This is a genomic window from Pseudomonas sp. NPDC090208 (genome assembly GCF_044746785.1).
Classification (GTDB): Bacteria; Pseudomonadota; Gammaproteobacteria; order Pseudomonadales; family Pseudomonadaceae; genus Aquipseudomonas.
In genome coordinates this window covers 1-24,524 of sequence record NZ_JBIVCU010000013.1, presented here as the reverse complement: position 1 = coordinate 24,524, position 24,524 = coordinate 1, and the positions used below count along the sequence as shown (strand labels likewise).

General features: G+C 59.2%; 22 protein-coding genes and 2 tRNA genes. 21 read left to right on the top strand and 3 right to left on the bottom strand.

The annotated features are described in order from the left end of the window. Window positions 1-30 precede the first annotated feature (30 nt). The 3 genes from ACIPL0_RS20895 to ACIPL0_RS20885 are packed head-to-tail and all read left to right on the top strand — an operon-like array spanning window position 31 to window position 2,189. Window positions 31-1,434: a sodium-dependent transporter gene (locus ACIPL0_RS20895; protein ID WP_400596268.1), complete on the top strand. Its 1,404-nt coding sequence runs from the start codon at window positions 31-33 to the stop codon at window positions 1,432-1,434. Window positions 1,435-1,441: 7 nt separating this feature from the next. Further along, window positions 1,442-1,876, top strand: coding sequence for a type II toxin-antitoxin system RatA family toxin (locus tag ACIPL0_RS20890; RefSeq protein WP_400596266.1), 435 nt, complete (start codon window positions 1,442-1,444; stop codon window positions 1,874-1,876). Then, on the top strand, window positions 1,869-2,189 hold the full coding sequence (locus tag ACIPL0_RS20885) for an RnfH family protein (RefSeq protein WP_400596264.1): 321 nt from the start codon (window positions 1,869-1,871) through the stop codon (window positions 2,187-2,189). Before ACIPL0_RS20890 ends, ACIPL0_RS20885 begins: the two co-directional genes overlap by 8 nt. An 88-nt stretch (window positions 2,190-2,277) precedes the next feature. Here the strand turns inward: ACIPL0_RS20885 and ACIPL0_RS20880 are convergent, their stop codons facing one another. Further along, the gene (locus tag ACIPL0_RS20880) at window positions 2,278-2,802 is read right to left on the bottom strand and encodes an outer membrane protein assembly factor BamE (protein ID WP_400596262.1); all 525 of its coding nucleotides are present in this window, start codon (window positions 2,800-2,802) and stop codon (window positions 2,278-2,280) included. A gap of 98 nt (window positions 2,803-2,900) precedes the next feature. Here ACIPL0_RS20880 and fur point away from each other — a divergent pair, with 98 nt between their 5' ends. Beyond that, window positions 2,901-3,308, top strand: coding sequence for a ferric iron uptake transcriptional regulator (gene fur / locus ACIPL0_RS20875; RefSeq protein WP_400596260.1), 408 nt, complete (start codon window positions 2,901-2,903; stop codon window positions 3,306-3,308). A gap of 196 nt (window positions 3,309-3,504) precedes the next feature. On the opposite strand, the gene recN is transcribed toward fur, so the two are convergent. Continuing rightward, window positions 3,505-5,178 (bottom strand): DNA repair protein RecN, encoded by a 1,674-nt coding sequence (gene recN, locus ACIPL0_RS20870; RefSeq protein WP_400596258.1) that lies wholly within the window; start codon window positions 5,176-5,178, stop codon window positions 3,505-3,507. Between the two features lie 276 nt (window positions 5,179-5,454). Between recN and grpE the strand changes: the two genes are divergently transcribed. From grpE to greA, 7 genes are all read left to right on the top strand, one after another. Further along, window positions 5,455-6,021, top strand: coding sequence for a nucleotide exchange factor GrpE (gene grpE / locus ACIPL0_RS20865; RefSeq protein ID WP_400596256.1), 567 nt, complete (start codon window positions 5,455-5,457; stop codon window positions 6,019-6,021). Window positions 6,022-6,124: 103 nt separating this feature from the next. Beyond that, window positions 6,125-8,041 (top strand): molecular chaperone DnaK, encoded by a 1,917-nt coding sequence (gene dnaK, locus ACIPL0_RS20860; protein WP_400596254.1) that lies wholly within the window; start codon window positions 6,125-6,127, stop codon window positions 8,039-8,041. A gap of 324 nt (window positions 8,042-8,365) precedes the next feature. Continuing rightward, window positions 8,366-9,496, top strand: a complete 1,131-nt coding sequence (gene dnaJ, locus ACIPL0_RS20855; RefSeq protein ID WP_400596252.1) for a molecular chaperone DnaJ — start codon at window positions 8,366-8,368, stop codon at window positions 9,494-9,496. A gap of 10 nt (window positions 9,497-9,506) precedes the next feature. Beyond that, window positions 9,507-10,313 carry a 4-hydroxy-tetrahydrodipicolinate reductase gene (dapB, locus tag ACIPL0_RS20850; protein ID WP_400596250.1) on the top strand — a complete coding sequence of 269 codons (807 nt, stop codon included), beginning with the start codon at window positions 9,507-9,509 and terminating at the stop codon, window positions 10,311-10,313. Window positions 10,314-10,594: 281 nt separating this feature from the next. Then, window positions 10,595-11,731 (top strand): glutamine-hydrolyzing carbamoyl-phosphate synthase small subunit, encoded by a 1,137-nt coding sequence (carA, locus tag ACIPL0_RS20845; protein ID WP_400596248.1) that lies wholly within the window; start codon window positions 10,595-10,597, stop codon window positions 11,729-11,731. Window positions 11,732-11,856: 125 nt separating this feature from the next. Then, window positions 11,857-15,078: a carbamoyl-phosphate synthase large subunit gene (gene carB, locus ACIPL0_RS20840; protein ID WP_400731577.1), complete on the top strand. Its 3,222-nt coding sequence runs from the start codon at window positions 11,857-11,859 to the stop codon at window positions 15,076-15,078. Then, the gene (gene greA, locus ACIPL0_RS20835; protein ID WP_400596244.1) at window positions 15,075-15,557 is read left to right on the top strand and encodes a transcription elongation factor GreA; all 483 of its coding nucleotides are present in this window, start codon (window positions 15,075-15,077) and stop codon (window positions 15,555-15,557) included. Before carB ends, greA begins: the two co-directional genes overlap by 4 nt. A 59-nt stretch (window positions 15,558-15,616) precedes the next feature. Here the strand turns inward: greA and yhbY are convergent, their stop codons facing one another. After that, window positions 15,617-15,925: a ribosome assembly RNA-binding protein YhbY gene (gene yhbY / locus ACIPL0_RS20830; RefSeq protein ID WP_400596242.1), complete on the bottom strand. Its 309-nt coding sequence runs from the start codon at window positions 15,923-15,925 to the stop codon at window positions 15,617-15,619. A 102-nt stretch (window positions 15,926-16,027) separates the two neighbouring features. Here yhbY and rlmE point away from each other — a divergent pair, with 102 nt between their 5' ends. The 10 genes from rlmE to nusA form a co-directional block, all read left to right on the top strand. After that, the gene (gene rlmE, locus ACIPL0_RS20825; RefSeq protein WP_400596240.1) at window positions 16,028-16,678 is read left to right on the top strand and encodes a 23S rRNA (uridine(2552)-2'-O)-methyltransferase RlmE; all 651 of its coding nucleotides are present in this window, start codon (window positions 16,028-16,030) and stop codon (window positions 16,676-16,678) included. 187 nt (window positions 16,679-16,865) lie between these two features. Beyond that, window positions 16,866-18,776: an ATP-dependent zinc metalloprotease FtsH gene (gene ftsH, locus ACIPL0_RS20820; RefSeq protein WP_400596238.1), complete on the top strand. Its 1,911-nt coding sequence runs from the start codon at window positions 16,866-16,868 to the stop codon at window positions 18,774-18,776. 8 nt (window positions 18,777-18,784) lie between these two features. After that, window positions 18,785-19,636 (top strand): dihydropteroate synthase, encoded by an 852-nt coding sequence (gene folP, locus ACIPL0_RS20815; protein ID WP_400596236.1) that lies wholly within the window; start codon window positions 18,785-18,787, stop codon window positions 19,634-19,636. A gap of 16 nt (window positions 19,637-19,652) precedes the next feature. Next, window positions 19,653-20,993 carry a phosphoglucosamine mutase gene (glmM, locus tag ACIPL0_RS20810; RefSeq protein ID WP_400596234.1) on the top strand — a complete coding sequence of 447 codons (1,341 nt, stop codon included), beginning with the start codon at window positions 19,653-19,655 and terminating at the stop codon, window positions 20,991-20,993. Window positions 20,994-21,059: 66 nt separating this feature from the next. Next, window positions 21,060-21,815, top strand: coding sequence for a triose-phosphate isomerase (tpiA, locus tag ACIPL0_RS20805; protein ID WP_400596232.1), 756 nt, complete (start codon window positions 21,060-21,062; stop codon window positions 21,813-21,815). 3 nt (window positions 21,816-21,818) lie between these two features. After that, window positions 21,819-22,202: a preprotein translocase subunit SecG gene (gene secG, locus ACIPL0_RS20800; protein WP_400596230.1), complete on the top strand. Its 384-nt coding sequence runs from the start codon at window positions 21,819-21,821 to the stop codon at window positions 22,200-22,202. Between the two features lie 44 nt (window positions 22,203-22,246). Further along, window positions 22,247-22,332 (top strand) — tRNA-Leu (locus ACIPL0_RS20795). A gap of 99 nt (window positions 22,333-22,431) precedes the next feature. Next, window positions 22,432-22,508 (top strand) — tRNA-Met (locus ACIPL0_RS20790). Between the two features lie 130 nt (window positions 22,509-22,638). Further along, window positions 22,639-23,097, top strand: a complete 459-nt coding sequence (gene rimP, locus ACIPL0_RS20785; protein WP_400596549.1) for a ribosome maturation factor RimP — start codon at window positions 22,639-22,641, stop codon at window positions 23,095-23,097. Between the two features lie 60 nt (window positions 23,098-23,157). Beyond that, window positions 23,158-24,524 (top strand): transcription termination factor NusA (gene nusA, locus ACIPL0_RS20780; RefSeq protein WP_400731576.1); only part of this gene is annotated, 1,367 nt, incomplete at its 3' end.

The following is a 24,524-nucleotide window of genomic DNA, read 5'->3' as shown; positions in this document are numbered from 1 at the left end:
GATCTTTTTTGCGGGTTGGGCGCGTCAACGATGTCGAAGGACAAGGTATCGGTCCACGGAAGCTGGGCCAGTCGCTGGGTGTTCATCCTTGCGGCAACAGGCTCTGCCGTGGGTCTGGGCAGCATCTGGAAGTTCCCCTACATGGTCGGCGTGTATGGCGGCGGCGCGTTTGTGCTGGTGTTTCTGGCCTGCATCGCGTTGATCGGCATTCCGGTGATGATCGCCGAAACCCTGATCGGCCGCCGTGCCCGGCAGAGTCCGGCCAACGCCCTCAAGGTGCTCGCACAGGAAGCGGGGCACTCGGCGAAGTGGTCGTGGGGGGCCTTCGCCGGGATGATCACGGCGCTGCTGATTCTTTCTTTTTATAGTGTCGTCGGTGGCTGGTCGCTGGAGTACATCATCGACGTCGGCAAGGGCGATTTCCAGGCGGTGACGCCAGACGGTGTCGGTGCCTTCTTCGGCGAGATGATCGCCGATCCGTGGCGCCTAGTCGGCTGGCACACGCTGTTCATGCTGCTGTCGGCGATCACCATCGCCAAGGGTGTCAATGAAGGGCTGGAGCGCAGCCTGCGTATCCTGATGCCGCTGTTGTTCGTGCTGATGGTGATTCTGCTGGGCTACAGCCTGACCACCGGGCATTTCATGGAAGGCCTGCACTTCATGTTCGACTTCACGCCGGAGAAGCTCCTCGACGGTCTGTTGCCAGCCATGGGCCACGCGTTCTTTTCGCTGAGCGTAGGCGTCGGTTCGATCATGATCTACGGTGCATACATGACCAAGGAAGCGTCGATCAGCGCGACCGTGGTGGGTGTGGCGCTGCTGGATACATTCGTCTCGCTGCTGGCGGGGCTGGCGCTGTTCCCGATCGTGTTCGCCGCCGGGCTGAATCCCAGCGAAGGGCCGGGCCTGATGTTCGTCACCCTGCCGTATGCCTTCGGTAACGTGGCCTTCGGCACCGTGATGGGCGTGATTTTCTTCGTGCTGGTGGCGGTAGCCGCGTGGAGTTCGGCGATTTCGTTGCTGGAGCCGATGGTGGCTTATCTGGTGGAGCGCACCAAGGTACGTCGCGGCTGGGTCACGTTCTGGCTGTCGTTCATCTGCTGGTTTGTCGGACTGGGGACGGTGTTCTCGTTCAACATCTGGAAGGAAGCCAAGTTTTTCGTGAACGAAGGCGGCGCGTTCCACCTCTACCAGTGGGGTGCAGCAGCGGGGCTGGACTTCTTTGGTGTGATTGATTTCTTCACCTCGCGGATCATGCTGCCGCTGGGTGGATTGTGTTTCGTGATCTTCGCAGGTTGGGTGATGGGCCGTGAGGCAGTGCGCGACGAGTTGTCGGTGCGCAGTCCGGTACTGTTCGCTCTGACGTTCTTTTTGATGCGCTACGTAGCGCCGATCGGCATTCTGATCGTGTTTGCCGCTCAGCTTTGGAAATGACGCTGACATGACTACGCATATTCAACGTTCGGCCCTGTTGCCGTACCCCGCCCAGGCGCTGTACGACCTGGTCAATGACGTGGCTCGCTACTCCGAGTTCCTGCCCTGGTGCTCCGGCACCACGGTGCTGGAAAAGAGCGACACGGCGATGCGGGCGCGGGTCGAGGTGGCGAAGGGTGGCTTGAGCCAGCACTTTGTCACCCGCAATACCCTGACGCCGGGGCAGATCATCGAAATGAACCTGGAAGAGGGGCCGTTCAGTCAGTTGCACGGCGTCTGGACGTTCAAGGCGCTGGGCGAGAAAGCCTGCAAGATCAGCCTTGATCTGTCCTTCGACTATTCCGGTCCTATCGTGCGGGCGACACTCGGGCCTTTGTTCAATCAGGCGGCCAACACGCTGGTCGATGCATTTTGCCAGCGCGCCAAAGAGCTGCATGGCTGATTCGATGATTCGTTTTGAAGTGGTGTACGCAACGGCTGAAGAGCAGGCGCTGCTTTCGCTGGAGGCAGCGCCGGGCACCACGGTACGCGCGGCAGTGTTGGCATCGGATCTGGCTCAGCGTTTTGCCGGGCTGGATCTGGCGCAGTGCCCGCTGGGCATTTTCGGCAAGGTGGTCGCTCATCCTGAAACACAGGTAGTGGAAGAGGGCGACCGGATCGAAATCTACCGACCGTTGCTGGCTGATCCCAAAGAGGTACGTCGCTTGCGCGCTGAAAGGGCTGCCAAGGCGAAAAAGCAGGCCGGATCGATTTAAGTTTTGCATGGCTGCAATTGGCAGAAATAAAAAAGCCCGGACATGTCCGGGCTTTTTTTGTGTGGCGTTTCGCTGGATGGCTGACGGATCAGCGCGGGTTGGTGTCCAGCGGTTCCTGCGTTGGAACGGGAACGGTCTCGACCTTGTCGACGTCGTTCTGGATCTGTTCGAGCAGCGAGCCAGGTTTTGGCGGCTCTTCTTTCTTCGGCTGTTCCCCAGTGTTTGCGGGGGTGACAGTGGTGTCGGTGCTCTTGCCGAGGATCGCTTCGTCACGGCTGACGCCGGGTTTGAAGTCACCGGACAGGCTGACCAGTTGGTCGCTGCCGTTGAAGATCAGGCTGATGCGCTCCTGCTGGCGTTCACCGCCACCGGGTTGCAGGCTGTACAGATAATCCCAGCGATCAGGGTGGAAAGTATCGGCCAACAGCGGGTTGCCCATGATAAACCTTACTTGCCGACGGGTCATTCCGGGGCGTAACTGGTCTATCATGTCCTGCGTGACGACATTGCCCTGTTGGATGTCGATTTTATAAACCCCGGGGAATGAACAACCGGCGAGTGCGAGCAGTCCCACGAAGGTGAAACTGGTTAGCAAGAGCTTGGTGTTTTGCATCGGTGGGCGACTTCCACTATCTTGGCTGGGACAACGTAAACCCCGATCATACCTGCATTAAGAGAAGCTGCGAAGCAGCGTCTGCGAGAAAGCTGACCATGGTTGAAAATAGCGAACTACGCAAAGCTGGACTTAAAGTGACCCTGCCACGGGTCAAGATCCTTCAAATGCTCGACTCTGCAGAGCAGCGCCACATGAGCGCGGAAGACGTTTACAAGGCGCTGATGGAGGCCAACGAAGACGTCGGTCTGGCGACGGTTTACCGTGTTTTGACTCAGTTCGAAGCAGCCGGGTTGGTGGTTCGCCACAACTTCGACGGCGGTCACGCCGTATTCGAACTGGCCGACGGCGGCCACCACGACCATATGGTCAACGTGGACTCCGGCGAGGTGATCGAGTTCTTCGACGAAGAAATCGAGAAGCTGCAAAAAGCCATCGTGGCTCGCCACGGCTTTGAGCTGGTGGATCACAATCTGGTGCTCTACGTACGCCACAAAAAGGCATAAGTCTTTTTTTGATACAAAAACAAAGGCGACCCTCGGGTCGCCTTTGTTCGTTCTGGATGAGGCGAATGACCTGTGGGAGGGAGCCCTGCTCGCGAAGGCGTCCGACCCGGCAATGCAGTGTCACCTGTCCCACCTGTTTCGCGAGCCTAGCCCCCTTCCGCGGGCTGGTATGCAAACTGCGCGACACCGCTTGTCATCACGACTTCGCTGCCACCACCATTTTCTTCGCGTGGGCCAGGGACTCCTTGGTCAAGTCGATGCCACCGAGCATCCGCGCCACTTCTTCCACGCGTTCGCTTTTGCTCAGCTTGGCGACGGCTGTGCGGGTAGCGTCCTCTTCACGGACCTTGTGTACGAACAGGTGCTGATGGCCTTGAGCGGCAACCTGCGGCAAGTGGGTGACGGTCATGACTTGCCCGCGCTCGCCAAGTCGGCGCAGCAGTTGGCCGACGATTTCCGCAGTCGGGCCGCCAATGCCCACATCGACTTCGTCGAACACCAGAGTGGGTATGCGTGAGGTCTGAGCGGTAATGACTTGAATCGCCAGGCTGATACGCGAAAGCTCACCACCGGACGCCACTTTCGCCAGCGCCTTGAGCGGTTGGCCCGGGTTGGCGCTGACCAGTAGTTCGACCTGTTCAAGGCCGTTAGGCGACAGCTCTTTATCTGCGTTTTCCCGTAGCTCGATGGTGAAGCGACCGCCAGGCATGCCCAGTCGCTGGATTTCCTGTTCGACGGCATGGGCCAGGTCCGGCGCCGCGCGGTGGCGAAGGTCGCTCAGCTCCCGGGCTTTTTCCTGGTAATGGCGAGCGTAGGAACCCAGTTCGTGCTGAAGGCGCTCGATGGCTTCGTCGTTGGCGTTGAGGGTTTCAATCTCGTCCAGCAGCTTCTGGTGCAGCGCCGGCACTTCGGTCGGCTGCACCCGGTGTTTGCGCGCGAGTGTATAGATGGTGTCCAGGCGCTCCTCGACCTGCTGCAGGCGAGCAGGATCAGCATCGAACCGGTCCAGAAAGCGATTGATCTCGCCGACGGCTTCTTCGACCTGAATCTGTGCGCTGGCCAGCAGATTGGTCGCTTCGTTCAAGGAGTCCGGCTGGTTGTTGACGCTGCTCAGCCGATTGAGGCTGGCGGTCAATGCGTTGAGCACATTGCCCGAATCGCTCTCGCTGCATTGCTCGACCACTTGTCGGCAAATACTCAGCAGGCTTTCGGCGTTGGTCAGGGTGGTGTGTTCCTGCTCCAGATATTCGAGTTCGTTCTCGCCCAGGCTCAGGCCTTCCAGTTCTTCGAGCTGATAGCTCAGCAACTGGTGCTTGGCCCGCTGCTCGTCTCCGGAATTGGTCAGGCGCTCCAGTTCCAGGCGGGTCTGCCGCCAGCGCTGCGCGGCCAGTTGTACCTGCCGGGCGAGGTCGGTGGCGTTGGCGTATTCGTCCAGCAGTCGGCGATGAGTGTCGGTCTTGAGCAGTGACTGATGTTCATGCTGGCTGTGGATATCGATGAGCAGCTCGCCAAGCGCTTTGAGGTCGCCCAGCGGGCAGGGTGTGCCATTTATATAGGCGCGCGAACGACCCTCGGCCGTGATCACGCGGCGCAGGATACACGGGCCGTCGTTTTCCAGATCGCGCTGCTGCAACCAGTCCTGTGCTTCCGGGATGTCCGATACATCGAATGTCGCGAGGATGTCCGCCTTGTCGGCTCCAGGCCTCACAACGCCGCTGTCGGCGCGATCGCCCAGGGTCAGGCCCAGCGCGTCGAGCATGATCGACTTGCCGGCGCCGGTTTCCCCGGTGATCACGCTCATGCCGCGATCCAGCTCGAGATCGAGGTGTTCGACGATGGCGTAGTTGTGTATGGACAGGTGCACCAGCATAGGGGCGGCTCCCAGAAAATTGTCTGGTTATTTATACAGTGTTTTGCTTTGGCGTGACAATCCTGGGGCTTAGCTCGATTTGATTGCACGCCCGCTCTTTTTAGTCCGCTTGCGCCGTTTTTCCAGTTGATGCGTCGAGTCGTGATCAAGTCGGAAAATTTGTAGGGCTATTCACCGGATCCTGTATCGAAAGCCCTTGAAGCCGAAAATTCAGGCCCCATATAGCCGGGCAGAAGCGTGAGTCGAGCTCACGGACGTAATTGGAAGGAGAAAACGATGGCTGACGAACAGAACCCGGATACGCAAGCTCAGGACCAGGCTGCCGAGGCAGCGAGTTCCGGAGAAGATTTGGCAACCCGTGTGCAAGTGCTGGAAGAACAGCTGGCAACCGCTCAGGACCAGTCTCTGCGTGCTGCTGCGGATCTGCAGAACGTCCGCCGCCGTGCCGAGCAGGACGTGGAAAAGGCGCACAAGTTCGCGTTGGAAAAATTCGCCAGCGACCTGCTGCCGATCGTCGACAGTCTGGAGCGTGGCCTGGACCTGTCGAACCCGGATGACGAAAGCATCCGTCCGATGCGTGAAGGCATCGAGCTGACGCTGAAGATGTTCAACGACACCCTCAAGCGTTTCCAGCTGGAAGCGATCGATCCGCACGGTCAGCCGTTCAACGCCGAGCATCACCAGGCGATGGCGATGCAGGAAAGCGCCGATGTCGAGCCGAACAGCGTGCTCAAGGTGTTCCAGAAGGGCTATCAGCTCAACGGTCGCCTGCTGCGCCCGGCCATGGTTGTGGTCAGCAAGGCGCCGTCGCCAGTTGCTCCGTCGATTGACGAACAGGCTTGAAATCAGCTGATTGACCCCCATTAACGGGTCAAGCGCTTAAAAATTTACCGCAATTTGTAAACGCAGTTGCGGCAACCAAATTAAAGTTTCGGGAGAGTCAAACATGGGCAAGATTATCGGTATCGACCTGGGGACCACCAACTCCTGCGTCTCCGTGCTGGAAAACGGCGTAGCCAAGGTTATCGAGAACGCTGAAGGCGCGCGTACCACCCCTTCGATCATCGCTTACGCCAACGACGGTGAAATCCTCGTCGGTCAGTCGGCCAAGCGTCAGGCGGTCACCAACCCGCACAACACCCTGTACGCGGTGAAGCGTCTGATCGGCCGTCGTTTCGAAGAGAACGTCGTACAGAAAGACATCGAGCTGGTGCCTTACAAAATCGTAAAGGCCGACAACGGCGACGCATGGGTTGAAGCCAGCGGCAAGAAAATGGCACCTCCGCAAATCTCTGCGGAAGTCCTGAAGAAAATGAAGAAAACCGCCGAAGACTACCTCGGCGAAGCGGTCACCGAAGCGGTCATTACCGTTCCGGCTTACTTCAACGACAGCCAGCGTCAGGCCACCAAGGACGCCGGCCGCATCGCGGGTCTGGACGTCAAGCGCATCATCAACGAACCGACCGCAGCTGCTCTGGCTTACGGTATGGACAAGGCGAAAGGCGACCACACCGTCATCGTTTATGACCTGGGTGGCGGTACCTTCGACGTGTCGGTCATCGAGATCGCTGAAGTCGACGGCGAGCACCAGTTCGAAGTGTTGGCCACCAACGGCGACACCTTCCTGGGTGGTGAAGACTTCGACATTCGTCTGATCGACTACCTCGTCGACGAATTCAAGAAAGAAAGCGGCATGAACCTCAAAGGTGACCCGCTGGCGATGCAGCGTCTGAAAGAAGCTGCCGAAAAAGCCAAGATCGAGCTGTCGTCCAGCCAGCAGACCGACGTCAACCTGCCATACATCACTGCAGACGCCACCGGTCCTAAGCACCTGAACGTGAAGATCTCCCGCGCCAAGCTGGAATCGCTGGTTGAAGACCTGGTTCAGCGCACCATCGAGCCTTGCCGTATCGCTCTGAAAGACGCCGGTATCGACGTTGGTGCGATCAACGACGTGATCCTGGTCGGTGGTCAAACCCGTATGCCACTGGTTCAGAAAACCGTGACTGACTTCTTCGGCAAAGAAGCCCGTAAAGACGTCAACCCTGACGAAGCGGTCGCCATGGGCGCTGCGATTCAAGGTGCGGTACTGGCCGGTGACGTGAAAGACGTTCTGCTGCTGGACGTCAGTCCGCTGACCCTGGGTATCGAAACCATGGGCGGCGTGATGACCGCGCTGATCGAGAAGAACACCACGATTCCGACCAAGAAATCGCAAGTGTTCTCGACTGCCGACGACAACCAGAGCGCCGTGACCATTCACGTGCTGCAAGGTGAGCGCAAGCAGGCTTCCTCGAACAAATCGCTGGGCAAATTCGACCTGGCCGAGATTCCACCGGCTCCACGCGGCGTGCCTCAGATCGAAGTGACCTTCGACATCGACGCCAACGGCATCCTGCACGTCGGCGCGAAAGACAAAGCCACCGGCAAGACTCAGTCGATCGTGATCAAGGCTAACTCGGGTCTGTCGGACGAAGAAATCCAGCAAATGATCCGCGACGCTGAAGCGAACTCGGAAGAAGACCGCAAGTTTGAAGAGCTGGCCGCTGCCCGTAACCAGGGTGATGCACTGGTTCACTCGACTCGCAAAATGGTCGCTGACGCCGGTGATAAGGTCGCTGCCGAAGAGAAGACCGCTATCGAAGCTGCCGTGGTTGCCCTGGAAGCCGCCGTCAAGGGTGACGACAAGGCTGCCATCGACGCCAAGGTCGAAGAGCTGTCGAAAGTCTCCGCTCCGGTTGCTCAGAAGATGTACGCCGAGCAGGCCGAGAAGCCTGAAGCCGGTGCTCAGGCAGCTCAGGAAGAGCACAAGGCTGACGACGTTGTCGATGCCGAGTTTGAAGAAGTGAAAGACCACAAGTAAGCGCAGGCTCACTTGATCGCCCACTGACCACTTTGCTGGTGGTCGCTGGTAGGATGTCGCCGCGCGGGAGCTTGCTCCCGCGTTGGCGTGTCTGGAACAGACGAAATTTTTAAGGCCGGCGAGCTCGTTTCGCGGGCCTTGTGGCAAGCCGGAAGCTCCTGCAATCCGGCTGTTCTGCCGCTTTTCTCGGTCGTTCGAAGGCCGTTGAACGAAGACCAGGATCGTTGAATTGACGTGAGTTGGGTCCGGGCCTGAAACAGGGCTCAACGAGTTCGGCAAGCTCAGGAGGGTTTTGTCGAACGTCCTCAAGAGTGCAGAGAACTTATGTCAAAGCGTGACTATTACGAAGTATTGGGGGTGGAGCGCGGCTCCAGCGAGGCGGACCTGAAAAAGGCGTACCGTCGCCTCGCCATGAAGTATCACCCCGACCGCAATCCCGGCGACAAAGCCTCGGAAGATGCCTTCAAAGAGGCCAACGAGGCCTATGAAGTCCTGTCCGATGCCAGCAAGCGCGCGGCCTACGATCAGTATGGTCATGCCGCCATGGATCAGGGCATGGGTGGCGGCGGTGCCGGATTTGGCGGCGCCAACTTCTCCGACATCTTCGGTGATGTGTTCAGTGATTTCTTCGGTGGTGGTCGTGCCGGCGGCGGTGGTCGCGGCGGTGCGCAGCGCGGTAGCGACCTGCGCTACACCCTTGAGCTGAATCTGGAGGAAGCGGTGCGCGGGACCACGGTCAGCATCCGTGTGCCGACGCTGGTCAACTGCAAGCCGTGCGACGGCAGCGGTGCCAAGAAAGGCTCTTCGCCTGTCACGTGCCCGACCTGTGGCGGTATTGGCCAGGTGCGCATGCAGCAGGGCTTCTTCTCCGTTCAGCAGACCTGCCCGCGTTGCCATGGCAACGGCAAGATCATTTCCGATCCGTGCGATTCGTGCCATGGCGAAGGTCGTGTCGAAGAGTACAAGACGCTGTCGGTCAAGGTGCCGGCGGGTGTCGATACCGGCGACCGCATTCGTCTGTCTGGCGAAGGCGAGGCGGGTGTGCAAGGTGGTCCTACGGGCGACCTGTATGTCGTGATCAACGTGCGTGAGCACGATATTTTCCAGCGCGACGGCAAGCATCTGTACTGCGAAGTGCCGATCAGCTTCACTGACGCTGCCTTGGGTGGCGAGCTGGAAGTGCCGACTCTGGACGGTCGCGTCAAACTGAAAATCCCGGAAGGCACCCAGACCGGCAAGCAGTTCCGTCTGCGCGGTAAAGGTGTGGCTCCGGTCCGTGGTGGTGGTCCTGGCGACCTGATGTGCCGGGTTGCGGTGGAAACGCCGGTCAATCTGAGCCGTCGTCAGCGCGAGCTGCTGGAAGAGCTGCGTTCTTCGCTCGAAGGCGACAGCTCGCATTCGCCCAAGGCCAGCGGCTGGTTCGAAGGCGTGAAGCGTTTCTTCGGCGATCTCTGAGGAGCAGGGCATGCGACGTATTGCTGTGATGGGCGCCGCCGGGCGGATGGGCAAGAACCTGATCGAAGCCGTTCAGGAGCGTGCTCCGCTGACGGGGCTGACGGCTGCGATCGTTCGTCCTGGCAGCACCATGATTGGTGCTGACGCAGGCGAGCTGGCTTCGCTGGGTCGTATCGGCGTGCAACTGACCGGCAACCTGGAGCAGGTGGCCGATGAGTTCGATGTACTGATCGACTTCACCCTGCCGGACGTGATGCTGAAAAACCTGGCTTTCTGCCGCAAGGCGGGCAAGGCCATGGTCATTGGCACCACGGGTCTGAGCGCTGAGCAGAAGCAGTTGCTGGCTGATGCAAGCAAGGACATCCCGATTGTCTTCGCCTCCAATTTCAGTGTCGGCGTGAACCTGTCCTTCAAGCTGCTCGATCTGGCAGCGCGAGTGATGGGGGAGGATGCGGACATCGAAATCATCGAAGCGCATCACCGCAACAAGGTGGATGCGCCGTCGGGTACGGCAGTCAGCATGGGTGAAGTGGTGGCCAATGCACTGGGACGTGACTTGAGCAAGGTCGCGGTCTACGGGCGTGAAGGCTACACCGGTGTTCGCGAGCGCGAGACCATCGGTTTCGCGACTGTGCGGGGTGGCGATGTGGTCGGCGATCACACCGTGCTTTTCGCTGCGGAAGGCGAGCGCCTGGAAATCACCCACAAGGCGTCCAGTCGCATGACGTTCGCCAAGGGTGCAGTGCGTGCCGCGTTGTGGCTCGACGGCAAATCGTCGGATCTGTACGACATGCAGGACGTGCTGGATCTGCGCTGATTCACACATCCGCACACGCAACAATGCGGGCGGATATGGGGTTTTCCCTGTATCCTGCCCGCAGTTTCACCCCGCTACGCGATGTCCTGTCGCATTCTCCAGCCTTAAAGGCGTTTTAGCGGTGGATTAAAAATCACTTTTTCTGTAAGCTACAGCTTTAGTGTGTCCACTAAAAGCGCGCAGATAATTCGATGAAAAAAAGCGGGGTGACGTGTCAATACGTCATTCCGCTTTTTTACAACCTGCGATCGCCCCTTCAGGCTTTATTACGGGAGGTCTTCTTGACTAAGCCAGCCATACTCGCCCTTGCTGATGGCAGCATTTTTCGCGGCGAAGCCATTGGAGCCGACGGTCAAACCGTTGGAGAGGTGGTGTTTAACACCGCAATGACCGGCTATCAGGAAATCCTTACCGATCCTTCCTATGCCCAGCAGATCGTCACCCTGACTTACCCTCACATCGGCAACACCGGCACCACGCCGGAAGACGCCGAGTCTGATCGCGTGTGGTCGGCGGGCCTGGTGATTCGTGATCTGCCTCTGGTCGCGAGCAACTGGCGCAACAAGATGTCCCTGTCGGATTACTTGAAAGCCAACAACGTCGTTGCCATCGCCGGCATCGATACCCGTCGCCTGACCCGCATCCTGCGCGAGAAAGGCGCACAGAACGGCTGCATCATGGCCGGTGACAACATTTCCGAAGAAGCGGCCATCGCAGCAGCGCGCGGCTTCCCGGGCCTGAAAGGCATGGATCTGGCGAAAGTCGTCAGCACCAAAGAAAGCTACGAGTGGCGCTCCAGCGTCTGGAGCCTGCAGACCGACAGCCATCCGGAAATCCCGGCCGCTGACCTGCCGTACAACGTCGTGGCTTACGACTACGGCGTCAAGACCAACATCCTGCGCATGCTGGTCGAGCGCGGCTGCCGCGTGACCGTGGTGCCGGCACAGACTCCGGCCAGCGAGGTCCTGGCGCTGAATCCGGATGGCGTGTTCCTGTCCAACGGTCCTGGCGATCCGGAGCCTTGCGACTACGCGATCCAGGCCATCAAGGACGTGCTGGAAACCGAAATTCCGGTCTTCGGTATCTGCCTGGGTCACCAGTTGCTGGCTCTGGCGTCCGGCGCCAAGACCGTCAAGATGGGCCACGGCCACCACGGTGCCAACCACCCGGTTCAGGATCTGGACACCGGCGTCGTCATGATCACCAGCCAGAACCACGGTTTTGCGGTAGACGAAGCCACTCTGCCAGGCAACGTTCGCGCCATTCACAAGTCTCTGTTCGACGGTACCCTGCAGGGTATCGAGCGTACCGACAAAGACGCGTTCAGCTTCCAGGGTCACCCTGAGGCGAGCCCGGGCCCGAACGACGTCGCGCCGCTGTTTGATCGCTTCATCACAGCCATGGCCAAGCGCCGCTAAGCGGCTGACTTGCGACTGTAGGCAGGTGCCCGCGGCGGGCCGGACTCGATCCGAAAGCCCGCCCGGCCACCTCAGAGAATGTTCAAGACGGCTTGCCGACTGACATAGGATTCGAGTGACAACCCATGCCAAAACGTACAGACATTAAAAGCATCCTGATTCTCGGCGCTGGCCCGATCGTGATCGGCCAGGCCTGTGAATTCGACTACTCCGGCGCCCAGGCCTGTAAAGCCCTGCGCGAAGAGGGTTACCGCGTCATCCTGGTGAACTCCAACCCGGCCACCATCATGACCGACCCGGCGATGGCGGACGCGACCTACATCGAGCCGATCAAATGGGCGACCGTCGCCAAGATCATCGAGAAGGAGCGCCCGGACGCGCTGCTGCCGACCATGGGTGGCCAGACCGCTCTGAACTGCGCACTGGATCTGGAGCGCGAAGGCGTTCTGGAGAGGTTCGGCGTGGAAATGATCGGTGCCAATGCCGACACCATCGACAAGGCTGAAGACCGTTCGCGCTTCGACAAGGCGATGAAGGCCATTGGTCTGGAATGCCCGCGTTCCGGCATCGCCCACACCATGGAAGAGGCCAATGCGGTCCTCGAGAAGCTGGGCTTCCCGTGCATTATCCGTCCGTCCTTCACCATGGGCGGCACTGGTGGCGGTATCGCCTACAACCGTGAAGAATTCGAAGAAATCTGCGCCCGTGGTCTGGACCTTTCGCCGACCAAGGAACTGCTGATCGACGAATCGCTGATCGGCTGGAAAGAGTACGAGATGGAAGTGGTCCGCGACAAAAAGGACAACTGCATCATCGTCTGCTCCATCGAAAACTTCGACCCGATGGGCGTGCACACCGGTGACTCCATCACCGTTGCTCCGGCACAGACCCTGACCGACAAGGAATACCAGATCATGCGCAACGCCTCGCTGGCGGTGCTGCGTGAGATCGGCGTTGAAACCGGTGGTTCCAACGTGCAGTTCGGTATCTGCCCGGACACTGGCCGCATGGTCGTGATCGAGATGAACCCGCGTGTATCCCGTTCGTCGGCGCTGGCTTCGAAAGCCACCGGCTTCCCGATCGCCAAGATCGCAGCCAAACTGGCTATCGGCTACACCCTCGACGAGCTGCAGAACGACATCACTGGCGGTCGTACCCCGGCCTCCTTTGAGCCGTCGATCGACTACGTCGTCACCAAACTGCCGCGTTTCGCCTTCGAAAAATTCCCGAAAGCCGACGCCCGCCTGACCACCCAGATGAAGTCTGTGGGCGAGGTCATGGCCATCGGCCGTACCTTCCAGGAATCCCTGCAGAAAGCCCTGCGTGGTCTGGAAGTCGGTGCCTGCGGTCTGGACCCGAAAGTCGACCTGGCCAGCCCGGAAGCCGGCAGCATCCTCAAGCGCGAACTGACCGTGCCGGGTGCCGAGCGTATCTGGTACGTGGCTGACGCATTCCGCGCCGGCATGAGCTGCGACGACATTTTCGCCCTGACCAACATTGATCACTGGTTCCTGGTGCAGATCGAAGATCTGATCAAGGAAGAAGAGAAGGTCAAGACCCTGGCTCTGTCGGCCATCGACAAGGACCTGATGCTGCGTCTGAAGCGCAAGGGCTTCTCCGACCAGCGTCTGGCCAAGCTGCTGGGTATCACCGACAAGAACCTGCGCCGTCATCGCCACAAGCTGGAAGTGCTGCCGGTCTACAAGCGCGTCGACACCTGCGCCGCCGAGTTCGCCACCGACACCGCTTACCTGTACTCGACCTACGAGGAAGAGTGCGAAGCCAACCCGTCGACCCGCGACAAGATCATGATCCTGGGCGGCGGTCCGAACCGTATCGGTCAAGGCATCGAGTTCGACTACTGCTGCGTACACGCCGCTCTGGCGCTGCGTGAAGACGGTTACGAGACCATCATGGTCAACTGCAACCCGGAAACCGTGTCCACCGACTACGACACTTCCGACCGTCTGTACTTCGAGCCGTTGACCCTGGAAGACGTGCTGGAAATCTGCCGTGTCGAGAAGCCGAAAGGCGTCATCGTCCACTACGGCGGCCAGACTCCACTGAAACTGGCGCGTGCGCTGGAAGAAGCTGGCGTACCGATCATCGGCACCAGTCCTGATGCCATCGACCGTGCAGAAGACCGCGAGCGCTTCCAGCAGATGGTTCAGCGTCTGAACCTGCTGCAGCCGCCAAACGCCACCGTGCGCAGCGAAGAAGAAGCGATCCGCGCTGCCGGCGGCATCGGCTATCCGCTGGTCGTGCGCCCGTCGTACGTACTGGGCGGCCGCGCCATGGAAATCGTCTACGAACTGGACGAGCTGAAACGTTACCTGCGTGAAGCCGTACAGGTCTCCAACGATAGCCCTGTGCTGCTCGACCACTTCCTCAACTGCGCCATCGAAATGGACGTGGATGCGGTCTGCGACGGCACTGACGTGGTGATCGGCGCGATCATGCAGCACATCGAACAGGCGGGTGTTCACTCCGGTGACTCCGCGTGCTCGCTGCCGCCGTACTCGCTGCCGGCTCACGTGCAGGACGACGTCCGCGATCAGGTGCGCAAAATGGCGCTGGAGCTGGGCGTGGTCGGTCTGATGAACGTTCAGCTGGCACTGCAGGGCGACAAGATCTACGTGATCGAGGTCAACCCGCGTGCTTCGCGTACCGTGCCATTCGTTTCCAAGTGCATCGGTACCTCGCTGGCGATGATCGCCGCTCGCGTCATGGCTGGCAAAACCCTGAAAGAACTGGGCTTCACCAAAGAAATCATCCCGAACTTCTACAGTGTCAAGGAAGCCGTCTTCCCGTTCGCCAAGTTCCCTGGCGTCGACCCGATCCTCGGCCCAGAGATGAAATCCACCGGTGAAGTCATGGGTGTGGGCGACACCTTCGGTGAGGCGTTCGCCAAGGCGCAGATGGGCGCCAGCGAAGTGCTGCCGACCGGCGGTACCGCGTTCATCAGCGTCCGTGACGACGACAAGCCGCTGGTGGCGGGTGTTGCCCGTAACCTGATCGAGCTGGGCTTCGAAGTGGTTGCCACTGCCGGCACCGCACGCGTCATCGAAGCAGCCGGTCTGAAGGTTCGTCGCGTCAACAAGGTGACCGAGGGTCGTCCTCACGTGGTCGACATGATCAAGAACGACGAAGTGTCGCTGATCATCAACACCACCGAAGGTCGTCAGTCGATCGCTGACTCCTACTCGATCCGTCGCAACGCGCTGCAGCACAAGATCTACTGCACGACGACCATCGCGGCGGGTGAAGCCATCTGTGAAGCGCTGAAATTCGGTCCGGAAAAGACCGTTCGTCGCTTGCAGGATCTGCATGCAGGACTCAACGCATGAGCATGACCAAATATCCGATGACCGTTCAGGGCGCTCGCGCCCTGGAAGACGAGCTGATATTTCTGAGCAAGACCGAGCGTCCGCGGCTGAGCCAGGCGATTGGTGAAGCTCGCGAGCTGGGCGACCTCAAGGAGAACGCCGAATACCATGCTGCCCGTGAGGAGCAGGGCATGGTCGAGGCGCGTATTCGCGATATCGAAGGCCGTTTGCAGAACTCTGTCGTGATCGATGTCACCACCATCGCCCATACCGGCAAGGTGATCTTCGGCACGACTGTGGAGCTGGAAAACACTGAGACCGGTGATCAGGTCACCTATCAGATCGTTGGAGAGGACGAGGCCGACGTTAAGAAGGGCAAGCTTTCCAGTGGTGCACCGATCGCGCGCGCCATCATCGGCAAGGAAGAAGGTGACACGGTTGTCGTCAAGACTCCGAGCGGTACGGTCGAATACGAGATCGTTGAGGTGAAGCACATCTGAGTGCTGATGGCCTCGGATTCCAGTCAGGGCGCGAATTGCGCCACTGACTGGGGTCACCGTTACTTGTAGCGGTGAATGTTGGACAGTTGTTTGTTGGGTTGCGGGTTCTTGCGATAGATCAGTGCCATCTTGCCGATGGTCTGTACCAGCTCCGCGCGGCCTTGTTTGCACAGTTCGTCGATCACGACGCGACGCTCGTCGCGGTCTTCCAGCTTGATCTGGACCTTGATCAGCTCATGATCCGCCAAGGCGCGTTCGAGTTCGGCCAGCACACCTTCGCTCAGGCCATTGCCGGCAACCATCAAAACCGGCTTCAGGTCATGTCCAATGGATTTGTACTGTTTCTTCTGCTCGTTATTGAGCGGCATAATCTGACCCTTTTCGTCTGATTCTGTAAAATTGGTGGCCATTTTACCCGAGGGGCCATGGCTACGCCCAGTCAATCACGACGCTAATCATCGAGGTGCCCCGTGGCGCAGCGTTCCAAGAGCAGCCATAACTGGCTGAGAGAGCATTTCAACGATCCTTTCGTCAAACAGGCGCAGAAGGACGGCTACCGCTCGCGTGCGAGTTACAAGCTGCTGGAGATCCAGGAAAAGGACCGCCTGATCCGTCCCGGCATGACCGTGGTCGACCTCGGCGCAGCGCCTGGAGGGTGGTCGCAGGTGACCAGTCGTCTGATTGGCGGGCAGGGCCGCTTGATCGCTTCCGACATCCTGGAGATGGACAGCATCCCGGATGTGACCTTTATTCAAGGAGATTTCACCGAGGATGCAGTGTTCAAGCAAATCCTCGCGGCGATCGGTAATACTCAAGTAGATCTTGTGATTTCCGATATGGCCCCCAATATGAGTGGATTGAGCGCTGTGGATATGCCACGCGCCATGTTCCTTTGCGAGTTGGCGCTCGACCTGGCGGGTCGGGTTCTGCGTCCGGGTGGTGATTTTCTGATCAAGATCTTCCAGGGGGAAGGTTTCGACGCTTACCACAAGGATGTTCGCAAGATGTTCGACAAGGTGCAGATGCGCAAGCCTACATCGTCCCGCGACCGGTCCCGCGAGCAATACCTGCTGGGGCGCGGTTTCAAGGGCGGTTACGAAGCGCCGGGCGGTTTTGAGTAAGGGCAATAGCTTTTTTCAAATGGCTTTATTTACGAAGCGTAACGAACATCTTGTTGTCAATGTTTCACAAAGGGTTACAGACGCCGCCTGCCATGCCTGTAGGATCTGTAGTAAGTTAGGCCGGTGAATATCATGCGAAGCACGCTCCATCGTCGAGCTTGCTTCAGAGGGTAGCTAATTGAACGATATGGCAAAGAATTTGATCCTGTGGTTGATCATCGCGGCGGTTCTCGTGACCGTGATGAACAACTTCTCCAGCCCGAACGAGCCGCAGACCCTCAACTACTCCGAGTTCATCCAGCAGGTGAAGGATGGCAAGGTCGAGAAAGTTGCCGTTGACGGTTACGTCATCACGGGCAAGCGCAGCGACGGCGACACCTTCAAGACCATCCGTCCGGCGATTCAGGACAATGGCCTGATCGGCGATCTGGTCGACAACAATGTCGTGATCGAGGGCAAGCAGCCTGAGCAGCAGAGCATCTGGACCCAGTTGCTGGTTGCCAGCTTCCCGATCCTGGTGATCATTGCCGTGTTCATGTTCTTCATGCGCCAGATGCAAGGTGGTGCCGGAGGCAAGGGCGGGCCGATGAGCTTTGGCAAGAGCAAGGCACGCCTGCTTTCCGAAGATCAGGTCAAGACTACGCTGGCTGACGTTGCCGGTTGCGACGAGGCCAAGGAAGAAGTGGGCGAACTGGTCGAGTTCCTGCGCGATCCTGGCAAGTTCCAGCGTCTGGGCGGTCGTATCCCGCGCGGCGTGCTGATGGTCGGCCCACCAGGTACCGGTAAGACCCTGCTCGCCAAGGCGATTGCTGGCGAGGCAAAAGTACCGTTCTTCACCATTTCCGGTTCCGACTTCGTTGAGATGTTCGTGGGTGTCGGTGCAAGCCGCGTCCGTGACATGTTCGAGCAAGCCAAGAAACACGCGCCTTGCATTATCTTCATCGACGAGATCGATGCCGTTGGTCGCCATCGTGGCGCCGGCATGGGCGGCGGTCACGACGAGCGTGAACAGACTCTCAACCAGTTGCTGGTAGAGATGGACGGCTTTGAAATGAACGACGGCATCATCGTGATCGCCGCTACCAACCGTCCCGACGTTCTCGACCCTGCGCTGCTGCGTCCGGGCCGTTTCGACCGTCAGGTCGTGGTGGGCCTGCCGGACATCCGTGGCCGTGAACAGATTCTGAAAGTGCACATGCGTAAAGTGCCGATGGGTGATGACGTCAATGCTGCCGTCATTGCGCGTGGTACGCCGGGCTTCTCCGGTGCTGACCTGGCCAACCTGGTCAACGAGGCGTCGTTGTTCGCTGCTCGCGTCGGCAAGCGCATTGTCGAAATGAAAGAGTTCGAACTGGCCAAAGACAAGATCATGATGGGTGCCGAGCGCAAATCCATGGTCATGTCGGAGAAGGAAAAGCAGAACACCGCTTATCACGAGGCCGGTCACGCCATCGTGGGCCGTGTCGTGCCTGAGCATGACCCGGTCTACAAGGTATCGATCATTCCGCGCGGTCGTGCGCTGGGTGTGACGATGTTCCTGCCGGAAGAAGATCGCTACAGCCTGTCCAAGCGTGCGCTGATCAGCCAGATTTGCTCGCTGTACGGTGGCCGTATCGCTGAAGAAATGACCTTGGGCTTCGACGGTGTCACCACCGGTGCGTCCAACGACATCATGCGTGCCAGCCAGATCGCCCGGAACATGGTCACCAAATGGGGCTTGTCGGAAAAACTCGGTCCGCTGATGTATTCGGAGGAAGAGGACGGCGGTTACCTGGGTCGTGGCGGCGGTGGTCAGAATGCCAGCCTGTCTGCGGACACGGCGCGTCTGATTGACTCTGAGGTGCGCAGCATCATCGATCAGTGCTACGGCACGGCGAAGCAGATTCTCACCGACAACCGCGACAAGCTCGACGCAATGGCCGACGCGCTGATGAAGTATGAAACCATCGATGCCGAGCAGATCGATGACATCATGGCGGGTCGTACTCCTCGTGAACCGCGCGACTGGGAAGGTGGTTCCGGTGCTTCCGGTACGCCTACAGCGCCAGCCGGCCCGCGTCCGGAAACTCCGATTGGCGGCCCGGCGGCTGACCACTAAGGCCTGACATGACTTCTTCGCTTCACCCGACCCGGTTGCCTTGCGGCAACCGGGTTCTTGATTTGTCCCGGACTCACGTCATGGGCATTCTCAACATCACCCCTGATTCCTTCTCCGATGGCGGTCGTTTTGCTCAGCGTGATGCCGCGTTGCGGCATGCCGAGGCGATGGTCGCTGCTGGCGCCACGCTGATCGATGTCGGCGGCGAGTCGACCCGGCCGGGTGCTCGCGCTGTTTCTTCCGTGGAAGAGCTGGAGCGCGTCGCGCCGATGGTCGAGGCTATCGCGCGCGAACTCGACGTGGTGATTTCGGTGGATACCTCCACGCCCGCTGTCATTCGCGAAACCGCAAGGCTGGGTGCAGGGCTTATCAACGACGTCCGTTCGCTGCGCCGTGACGGTGCCCTGGATGCTGCTGTCGCGACCGGTCTGCCGGTGTGTCTGATGCACATGCTCGGCGAGCCTACCGACATGCAGGATGATCCGCAGTATGTGGATCTGGTCGGGGAGGTGACGACATTCCTTGAAGAGCGCATGGCGCAGTGCATTGCCGCAGGCATACCTGCCGAGAAAATCGTTCTCGACCCCGGCTACGGCTTTGCCAAGACCCTCGACCACAATCTGAGCCTGTTCAAGCATATGGAAGCGTTGCATGTGCTGGGACGGCCGCTGTTGGTGGGCGTGTCGCGCAAGAGCATGATCGGCAAGACGCTCGACAGGCCGGTCGATGGCCGTCTGTTTGGTGGTCTTGCGTTGGCAGCCATGGCCATGATCAAGGGCGCGAGGATTCTACGTGTGCATGATGTCGCCGAAACGGTCGATGTCGTGCGGATGATTGCTGCCGTCGAATCGGCAAAATAAGAAATTTGGAGCACCCATGACCAAGAAATATTTCGGCACCGACGGTATCCGCGGTCGCGTAGGTCAATTCCCGATTACCCCTGATTTCATGCTCAAGCTGGGCTGGGCCGCCGGCATGGCGTTCCGCAAGATGGGCGCCTGCCGCATTCTGGTCGGCAAGGACACACGGATTTCCGGGTACATGTTTGAATCGGCTCTGGAGGCCGGTCTTTCTGCGGCAGGCGCCGATGTGATGCTGCTCGGTCCAATGCCGACGCCGGCCATTGCTTACCTGACCCGCACGTTCCATGCCGAAGCCGGCATCGTGATCAGTGCCTCGCACAACCCGCACTACGACAACGGCATCAAGTTCTTCTCCGGCCAGGGCACCAAGCTGCCGGACGAGATCGAGATGATGATCGAAGAGCTGCTGGATACGCCGATGACGGTGACCGAGTCGGCGAAGCTGGGCAAGGTGTCGCGGATCAACGACGCAGCAGGTCGCTATATCGAATTCTGCAAATCCAGCGTGCCGACCAGTACTGACTTTGCCGGCCTCAAGCTGGTCATCGACTGCGCACATGGCGCGACGTACAAGGTGGCGCCGAACGTCTTCCGTGAGCTGGGTGCGCAGGTGACTGTGCTCTCTGCTGCACCGAACGGCCTGAACATCAACGAAGACTGTGGCTCGACGCACATGGATGCGCTGCAGGCCGCCGTGGTCGCCGAGAAGGCCGATCTGGGCATCGGTTTCGACGGTGACGGCGACCGGGTGTTGATGGTGGATCACACTGGCGCCGTGGTCGACGGTGATGAGCTGCTGTTCATCATCGCTCGCGATCTGCACGAGCGTGGGCGTCTGCAAGGTGGTGTGGTTGGCACGTTGATGAGCAACCTCGGGCTTGAGCTGGCCCTGGCAGACCTGAACATCCCGTTCGTGCGCGCCAATGTCGGCGACCGCTATGTGATCGCCGAGCTGCTGGAGCGCAACTGGCAGGTGGGTGGGGAAAATTCCGGTCACGTGGTCTGCTTCCAGCATACGACGACGGGGGATGCGATCATCGCGGCGCTACAGGTTCTGCTCGCGCTGAAACGTACCGGTCGCACGCTGGCCGAGTCGCGTCAGGGGCTGCGCAAATGCCCGCAGGTGCTGGTCAACGTCCGTTTTGACGGTGGTGACATCGACCCTGTGCAGCATCCTGCGGTCAAGGAAGCTTGCGCGCGCGTGACGGCGGCCATGGGCGGTCGTGGTCGGGTATTGCTGCGCAAGTCCGGGACAGAGCCTCTGGTGCGTGTGATGGTCGAAGGCGAAGACGAAACCGTGGTCGCTGGATACGCTGACGAGCTGGCAAAACTGGTTGCTGAAGTTTGCGCCTGATTTCGGCTTGCCAGTGTTGAAACTGTTGGGTAACATCTGCGCCCACTTTGACCGACGAGGTACAGCATGCGTCGCCCTATGGTAGCTGGTAACTGGAAGATGCACGGTACCCGCGCCAGCGTCGCTGAGCTGATCGAGGGCCTGGCGAATCTGGCCCTCCCGAGCGGTGTCGATGTCGCGGTATTTCCCCCAAGTCTGCATGTCAGCCTGGTTGTGGATTGTCTCGAAGGACAGTCGATTTCTGTAGGTGCGCAGAACTGCGCCCACGAAGCGGGACAAGGTGCGCTGACCGGTGAGATTTCACCGACTCAGCTGGCAGATGCAGGTTGCAAGCTGGTGCTGGTAGGTCATTCGGAGCGTCGCCAGATCATGGGCGAAGGCAACGAAGTCCTGAATCGCAAATTTGCGGCGGCCCAGGCAAGCGGTCTGATTCCGGTGTTGTGCATCGGTGAGACCCTTGCAGAGCGCGAAGCCGGCAAGACGCTTGAGGTTGTCGGGCAACAGCTCGACAGCATCATCGAAGAGCTGGGTATCGAAGCTTTTGTGAATGCTGTAATTGCCTACGAGCCGGTCTGGGCCATTGGTACCGGACTGACAGCCTCGCCGGAGCAGGCGCAGGAAGTGCACGCAGCCATTCGTGCGCAGTTGGCGAAAGAGAATTCGGAAGTCGCGCAAGGTGTGCGTCTTCTATATGGCGGCAGCGTGAAGGCGGCCAATGCGGCTGAGCTGTTCGGCATGCCGGATATCGATGGGGGGCTCATTGGTGGAGCTTCCCTGAATGCAGATGAGTTCGGTGCGATCATTCGTGCCGCGGGAAACTGAAAAATGCTGGAAACAGTCGTAGTCGTTCTTCATCTGCTGGGTGCCCTGGGCGTTGTTGTCCTGGTTTTGCTGCAGCAGGGTAAAGGTGCGGACGCTGGTGCGTCGTTCGGAGCAGGTGCATCAAATACTGTCTTCGGAGGCCAAGGTTCCTCTACCTTTCTTAGTAAGTTTACTGCTATACTTGCCGCCTGTTTCTTCATGACCAGCTTGGGGTTAGGTTACTTTGCTAAAGACAAAGCTCACCAACTGACTCAAGCAGGTCTGCCAGATCCAGCGGTACTGGAAGTGAAGCAAAAGCCGGCAACAGATGACGTTCCTGTACTGGAAGGTCAGCAAAAACCAGCCGCTGCTCCAGCTGATGTACCTGCTGCTCCAGAGCAGAAGTAACACGGGATTCGCGGTCGCTGTAAGGGCTGCAAAAGAGTTGTAATGCCGAGGTGGTGGAATTGGTAGACACGCAACCTTGAGGTGGTTGTGCCCATAGGGTGTAGGGGTTCGAGTCCCCTTCTCGGTACCAATTGAACAAGTCAGCCCGCAGTTGCGGGCTTTCTTGTAGGTGGAATGTGTCGGATTGACCCAAATCGGGATCGGTCGTATACTTCCGCCCCAGCTTTGACGCGGGGTGGAGCAGTCTGGTAGCTCGTCGGGCTCATAACCCGAAGGTCGTTGGTTCAAATCCAGCCCCCGCAACCAGTTATCGCGGAGCCCCTTTTAAGGGGCTTTTTGTTAGCTGGACACTTTACGACGCCGCTGTTCAACGGCGTTTTTCATGATGGGCGCTTTGCCCATTTTTTATTTGCACAGCATGCACGAGGGGGTTCAGGTGTCGAGCAAGCTAGAACAGTTGCAGGCCTTGTTGGCCCCGGTGGTCGAGGCTCTTGGCTATCAATGTTGGGGGATCGAATTCATCTCCCAGGGCCGGCATTCACTGCTGCGTATTTATATCGATAAAGAAAACGGCGTTCTGGTGGAGGACTGCGAAGCGGTCAGCCGTCAGGTCAGTGGCGTTCTGGATGTCGAAGATCCGATCAGCTCCGAATACACGCTCGAGGTGTCCTCTCCTGGCATGGATCGCCCGCTGTTCACGATCGAACAGTTTGCCGCGCATGCCGGGGAACAAGTGAAAATAAAGCTGCGCTCGCCCTTCGAAGGTCGACGTAACTTTCAAGGTCTTCTCCGCGGGGTGGAGGAGCAGGATGTCGTGGTGCAAGTGGATACCCACGAATACCTGTTGCCGATCGATCTGATCGACAAGGCCAACATTATTCCCACGTTTGACTAAAGACGTGCCAGATACTGCGGATCCCGCGGATCCAATGGCTTGCGAAAGGCGAGGCGTACGATGAGCAAAGAAGTACTGCTGGTTGTTGAGTCGGTATCCAATGAGAAAGGGGTACCGGCCGGTGTGATTTTCGAAGCGCTTGAGATTGCGCTGGCTACGGCCACCAAAAAGCGTTTCGAAGACGAAGTTGACCTGCGTGTGGAAATCAACCGCCACACAGGCGCATACGAAACTTTCCGTCGCTGGACGGTCGTCGAGGAAGCCGATCTTGATGATCCGGCGATCGAGACCTGGCCAAGCAAGGCTGCCGAAACTCATCCCGGCGCCAAGGTCGGCGACGTTGTAGAAGAAAAGATCGAATCCATCGAGTTCGGCCGCATCGCTGCCCAGACTGCCAAGCAAGTCATCGTGCAGAAAGTTCGCGAAGCCGAGCGCGCTCAAGTCGTGGACGCCTATCGTGAGCGTCTGGGCGAAATCATTTCCGGTACTGTTAAAAAAGTTACACGTGACAATGTCATCGTCGACCTTGGCAACAATGCCGAAGCGCTGCTGGCGCGTGAAGACATCATCTCGCGGGAAACCTTCCGCGTTGGCGTCCGCGTCCGTGCACTGCTCAAAGAGATCCGCACTGAAAACCGTGGCCCTCAGCTGATCCTCTCGCGCACCGCGCCGGAAATGCTGATCGAACTGTTCCGGATCGAAGTTCCGGAAATCGCCGAAGGTCTCATCGAGGTGATGGCTGCCTCCCGTGACCCGGGCTCGCGTGCAAAAATTGCCGTTCGCTCCAAGGACAAACGTATCGACCCGCAGGGCGCTTGCATCGGCATGCGTGGTTCGCGTGTCCAGGCGGTTTCCGGCGAGTTGGGCGGCGAACGTGTGGATATCGTGCTCTGGGACGACAACCCGGCTCAGTTCGTCATCAACGCCATGTCCCCTGCCGAAGTGGCAGCGATCATCGTCGATGAAGACGCTCACGCCATGGACATCGCTGTCGGTGCGGACAACCTGGCCCAGGCGATTGGTCGCGGCGGTCAGAACGTACGCCTGGCGAGTCAATTGACTGGCTGGACCCTGAACGTGATGACCGAGTCGGACATCCAGGCCAAGCAGCAAGCGGAAACCGGCGACATCCTGCGCAACTTCATCGACGACCTGGAAGTCGACGAAGAACTGGCTCAGGTGCTGGTCGACGAAGGCTTCACCAGCCTGGAAGAAATTGCCTACGTACCGTTGGAGGAAATGCTCAACATCGACGGCTTTGACGAAGACATCGTCAACGAGCTTCGTGCTCGCGCCAAGGATCGTTTGTTGACCAAAGCCATCGCTACCGAGGAAAAGCTGGCAGACGCCCATCCGGCCGAAGACCTGCTCTCGCTTGAGGGTATGGACAAGGATCTGGCGATGGAACTGGCGGTGCGCGGCGTAAT